This window comes from Mycobacterium sp. TH-M11 (genome assembly GCF_057473725.1).
The window spans coordinates 1-1,821 of sequence record NZ_JBYCLD010000556.1; the positions used below are offsets into that span (position 1 = coordinate 1).

Genomic DNA, 1,821 nt, shown 5'->3' on the forward strand with positions numbered 1-1,821 from the left:
TTGCGATGTCGCGGGCCATGTCGGCGAAGGTCACACCGTTCATCGGTCCCGAAGACCCGGCGACGCCGCGCGGCTCGGGGCGCAGCACCCGGTAGCCGGCGGCGACGAGCGCAGCAGCCAACGGGTCGAAGTCAGGTCCGGCATCGCGCCCGTAGGAGGGGATGACGAGGACGGCGGGTCCGTTTCCCTCGACGCGGGTGTCGATCGACGCCTGCCCGGTCGTGACGATGTGCCGAGTCACGCGGTCGCCTCGCTCGTCAGCGCGGCGGTGTAGTCCAATTGGACGCGCAGTACAGCGGCGCGCCGAACGACTCCATCCGGTGGGGCGGTGGTGCCGCCATCAGTCGTGACGTAGGCGACCCGGCCGGGCTCGCCGTCTGCTCGGCCCCAGGCCGCACTGGACGGCCCGACCAAGGTGTCGTCGAACGGGTCGCCGGCGATGTGACGGACCTCGCTGCCGTGCCGCGGCTCCAACGGCGCCCGCTCGATCGTGTTGGCGCGGTGCCTGGTGATGTAGGCGAACCCGGCCTGTTCCTCGACGCAGAAGTCATCGGCGTTATCGATCGCGGCGACGAATTCCGCTGAGCCGACCGGGTTTTGTGTCGACGGGTCGACTGCCACGCGCATGAACACTTTCTGCGCGGTCGAGGTGTAGTAAAGGTAGCCGGTGTGTGGGCTGTAGCGCACGCCGTTGACCCCTGGCTGCGGCGGCGGCGGTAGGTCACTGTCGGGGTCGAAGGCCATCGTGTCGTGGGCGAGCCACACCCGAGCGGTGGCGTGTCGAGCATCCTGGGTTAGATCGACGCGCCAGATCAGCCCGGCGAAACAGTCGGCGACCGCCAGCACTCCGGGCGCAAGCAGGCAGCTGCCGTTGAGTGCGCGGGCTCGTTCGTCGAAGGTGCAGATGATCTCTGGTCTCACCGGTTGTCGGGGTGTCCAGCCGGTGAGATCGACTCGTGCCAAATGCGATTCGCCCGTGGTGTAGCCCTCGGTGAGATTGACGACGAAGACCTCTGGTGCCACCTCGACTATCCCGGTGACCGGGTGATCGAAGGTGTGCACCAGGACGGGCTCGACCAGCGTGCCGTGCCGGGCCGGTGGCACCCACCACAGCTCGCGCTGCAGGACGGCGGTGACCAACAGCGAGCCGTCGGCGCGCACGGCGAGATTCTCCAGGAAGTAACCCTGGGGGAAGTAGGCCACCGGGGCAAGGGTCACGGTGGGCAGGGGCGGAAGAGGCATGGTCGTTCTCCATGAGGATGGCGCCGGGCGGGCGCGACGGTCACTGCGGATGCTGGCAGGGGGTCGGGATCGCGAAGGCATTGAGGATGCCGCAGACGGTGTGGTAGATCCCGGTCAATGCCGTGATGTCGAAGACTCCGGCGGCGCCGAACCGTTGCACCGCTTGGTCATAGAGCGCTGCATCGACCTGATGGGCGGTGGACAGTGCCCGCGCCAGGCGGTGGGCCGTCCGTTGGTCCTCGCAGAGAGCCTGAGGTTCGCGGCCGGCGACCAGTTCGGCGATAACAGGCTCTGAGAGTCCGGCGTGATGGGCCACCGCGGAGTGCGCGTAGAGCTCATACGGGGCATCCCATACCGCGCCGACGGTCAGGATGACGACCTGTCGGGTGCGCTCGTCGAGCGAGGTGCATTGCTGTTCTGCTGCTTGCAGTTTGAGGAAGGCGGCGGCCAGCCCGGGGTTGAGCAGGCACGGATTGAACGGACCGATCAGCCGCCCGTCGGTGGTGCTCGCCATAAATCCGCTGCGCTGGGCCCACGGCACGGCGGTGGCCGTGATGTCGTCGAACAACTCTCGCGCCG

Annotated in this window: 3 protein-coding genes; all 3 read right to left on the minus strand. The window is 68.0% G+C overall.

Features of this window, described 5'->3' with window-relative positions; genetic code table 11:
- Positions 1–241, minus strand: a 241-nt coding sequence (locus tag AC2VOG_RS20930) for an alpha/beta fold hydrolase (RefSeq protein ID WP_486941728.1), incomplete at its 3' end; no start/stop codon positions are given.
- Entirely contained in the window at positions 238–1,242 is a 1,005-nt protein-coding gene (locus AC2VOG_RS20935; RefSeq protein ID WP_486941729.1) for a hypothetical protein, read from the minus strand. The genes AC2VOG_RS20930 and AC2VOG_RS20935, both read right to left, overlap by 4 nt.
- Before the next feature lie 40 nt (positions 1,243–1,282).
- The coding region (locus AC2VOG_RS20940) for a carboxymuconolactone decarboxylase family protein (protein WP_486941730.1) at positions 1,283–1,821 on the minus strand (539 nt) is incomplete at its 5' end.